Origin of the sequence: Legionella sp. km772 (assembly GCF_003989735.1) — a bacterium.
In the GTDB taxonomy this organism is placed as follows: Bacteria; Pseudomonadota; Gammaproteobacteria; order Legionellales; family Legionellaceae; genus Legionella.
In genome coordinates, this window is the sequence record NZ_RZGQ01000269.1 from 1 (window position 1) to 2,808 (window position 2,808).

Below are 2,808 nucleotides of genomic sequence, written 5' to 3' on the forward strand. Positions count from 1 at the left end.
TCAATTAACTAAAAATCAGATGAAAAGGCAATCTATTAAGCGGCTCAGAAAAAATGCTGGATGGGATGATTCTATTTTAACCACTATCTTATCTCAAAATTTTTCATGAGGTGACCCTGGCTTATCCTGTTGGCTCTTATGCTACCGGACAAAGCCTACCTGGATTTGGACCCCTACCAGCAAGAGCGAATCAATTTGTCGGAACTAATACCAAAACAGCAACCGCTCAAGTAATAGCTAAGTTCTAAAAAAGCACTCCAAAAGACCAGCTTGCTTGGGCCTCGGCCCAACACCCCCTACACCCGGCTCCTTTAGAGCCTCATTTTCTAGGTCGAGCCCTGGCTCGACCTTTTTAGGAAGGCTAAAATTTGACTAGTTTAATTAAATAGCATTGGTTTCTGTACTCAGCGCAGGCCAGTCGATATAGCCCTTCTCACTACCACCATACCAGCTTTCTTTTGGTGCTTCGGCAGCCAAGGGCAATCCTAATCTAAACCGCTCAACTAAATCAGGGTTCGCTATAAAGGGGCGACCGAAACAAATTAAATCCGCTCGATCTTCCTGCCGCGCTTCTACAGCCATTTTTAAATCATAACCATTGTTCGCCATATAAACACCATCAAACAAGGCACGCAAAATAGGAAAGCTAAATCCTTCAGGAATAATACGAGGACCAATAGTTTCCCCTTCAACACAATGAAGGTAGGCGAGCTTAAATTGATTCAGCTGTTTGACGACATAGGTATAAAGGGCCATGGGATTAGAATCCTCAATATCATTAGCATGGCTCACAGGAGATAGACGCACCCCGACACGGTTTGATGGCCATACTGAACATAAGCCCTTGAGCACGTCAATAAGTAGGCGGGAACGATTTTCAAAATTACCGCCATACTGATCTGTCCTCTGGTTGGTCTTATCACACAAAAACTGTGCAATTAAATAACCATTGGCAGCGTGCAACTCAATACCATCAAATCCAGCTTCCAAGGCACAGCGAGCAGCATGAACATAGTCCTCAACAAGACCTGCAATTTCTTGCGTCGTTAAAGCCCTTGGCGTTACAAAATCTTTAAAGCCATTAGCAGTAAATGCTTTTCCAGCCGGGCGAATGGCAGAGGGGGCTACCGGGAGTTGATTATTTTCTTGTAAATCAGGATGCGAAATACGTCCTACATGCCACAATTGAGCGAAAATGTGCCCGCCTTTACGATGTACAGCCTCAGTTACCAACTTCCAGCCCGCAACTTGTTGCTCACTGTAAATGCCTGGTGTAAATGCATAGCCTTTAGCTTGGGGAGAAATTTGAGTGGCTTCAGAAATAATGAGCCCTGTTGATGCCCTTTGTGCATAATATTCCGCATGCATCAGTCCTTGTGCATCCCCACTTCCAGCTCTACTTCTCGTTAACGGAGCCATAACAATGCGGTTGGCCAAGGTTAAGGCACCTAAGCGGAAAGGTTTTAATAAATCTGCAGTATTACTCATCCTATAAATACTCCACACAGTAAACGATTTTTTACTATAGCATCAAATTCATAACATGTACTCATTTAGCTGCAACAAATTCTGTTGACAAAAAGTTTATTTTGGATATAATTTGCCCAAATAGCTGGATAAACTAAGCCTTACTTTTTATGGCTGCAGAGAGCTTATTTCATGTTGAGAAACGCTTATGAAATTTAACTCTAAAACCTTACAAGCCCGTTTTGATGAGCTTAAACCTCTATTGGAGAGCCTAAAACTCCCAGACGCGGTATCAGAAGATATTAAAGGGCTTGAAGTCTATCTTGGCACCCTTCACTTAAAAGAAGACTTTACTTTAAATTTAAATTTTAATACTACACCTTCTCATCAAGAAGAATTATTAGTTTGGAACCATAAAACCCAACGCCTACTCTATGTGAAAAACCATTATGGCGTAGCCTGCTTGTCCCACGATAAGGGCTATTATCAACACATCAACTATGATGACAAAGAAGTGCTTATAGAGCTCCCCTTGGTGGAAGCTCCTAGTGAGGTGAAGAAAAGAATTGGCGAAGAAGAGAAATTGTCTTTATTCTTATCTTTATTCAGCCAAAGCTTAAATGCCCAACACCGAAACTTTTTTTATTTTAATTAATCGCAAGAACGTATACTATTGCGCCATACAAAAATGAGTATTGAGTATCTTAATGAATCGCACCAAAAGAAGCATTAGCACCATTATTTTCATGGGTAGATGGTTACAATTACCTATGTATTTAGGGCTTATCTTGATCCTTGCAGCCTATGTTTATCGTTTTACCCGCGAATTATTTTCTTTAATTCTGCATATTAATGGCTTTGATGACACCCATATTATGCTCGGGGTTTTAGACTTAATTGACGTGGTCATGATAGCTAATCTCCTTATTATGGTAGTGATGGGCGGTTATGAAACCTTCATTTCCCACCTTGATTTAAATTCTCACCCCGATACGCCCGAATGGCTAGATCATTTAGATGCAGGAGCAATGAAGGTGAAACTCGCCCTTTCCTTAGTAGGGATTTCTTCAATTCATTTGCTAAGAACCTTCATCGATCCCACCAAAATGAGTAATTTTTCCGTCATGTGGCAAGTCATTATTCATGTCACCTTAATTGCTTCTGCCTTAGCAATTGCCTGGACCAACCATTTGTTAAATAAGGCTCATCGAGTTGAAGAAGTCGCTGTCGCGTAATGTTTTGTTCACAAAACAATCGATAAATCTTAATTTAACGCGTTAACGTCTGGTTAAAATCAGAGTGAACTCATCCATCTCAATCATGCCAATTGCATGCTCATTT

Annotated in this window: 4 protein-coding genes; 3 read left to right on the forward strand and 1 reads right to left on the reverse strand. The window is 41.0% G+C overall.

The features are described 5' to 3' along the window. The first annotated feature begins 110 nt into the window (after positions 1-110). On the forward strand, positions 111-248 hold the full coding sequence (locus tag ELY15_RS16490) for a hypothetical protein (protein WP_233586839.1): 138 nt from the start codon (positions 111-113) through the stop codon (positions 246-248). Positions 249-381: 133 nt separating this feature from the next. Here the strand turns inward: ELY15_RS16490 and ELY15_RS15040 are convergent, their stop codons facing one another. Then, positions 382-1,488, reverse strand: a complete 1,107-nt coding sequence (locus ELY15_RS15040; protein ID WP_127101455.1) for an alkene reductase — start codon at positions 1,486-1,488, stop codon at positions 382-384. Positions 1,489-1,675: 187 nt separating this feature from the next. On the opposite strand from ELY15_RS15040, the gene ELY15_RS15045 reads away from it, so the two are divergent. Together ELY15_RS15045 and ELY15_RS15050 are read left to right on the forward strand one after the other, a co-directional pair. Continuing rightward, positions 1,676-2,122, forward strand: coding sequence for a hypothetical protein (locus tag ELY15_RS15045; protein ID WP_127101457.1), 447 nt, complete (start codon positions 1,676-1,678; stop codon positions 2,120-2,122). A gap of 52 nt (positions 2,123-2,174) precedes the next feature. Beyond that, complete coding sequence (locus ELY15_RS15050) at positions 2,175-2,702, forward strand: TIGR00645 family protein (protein ID WP_127101459.1); 528 nt, start codon at positions 2,175-2,177, stop codon at positions 2,700-2,702. Positions 2,703-2,808 lie beyond the last annotated feature (106 nt).

Excerpts from the sequence above, each read along its gene's own strand:
- ELY15_RS15040 (WP_127101455.1), bottom strand. The coding sequence starts at position 1,488 with ATGAGTAATACTGCAGATTTATTAAAACCTTTCCGCTTAGGTGCCTTA.
- ELY15_RS15045 (WP_127101457.1), top strand. The coding sequence starts at position 1,676 with ATGAAATTTAACTCTAAAACCTTACAAGCCCGTTTTGATGAGCTTAAA.
- ELY15_RS15050 (WP_127101459.1), top strand. The coding sequence starts at position 2,175 with ATGAATCGCACCAAAAGAAGCATTAGCACCATTATTTTCATGGGTAGA.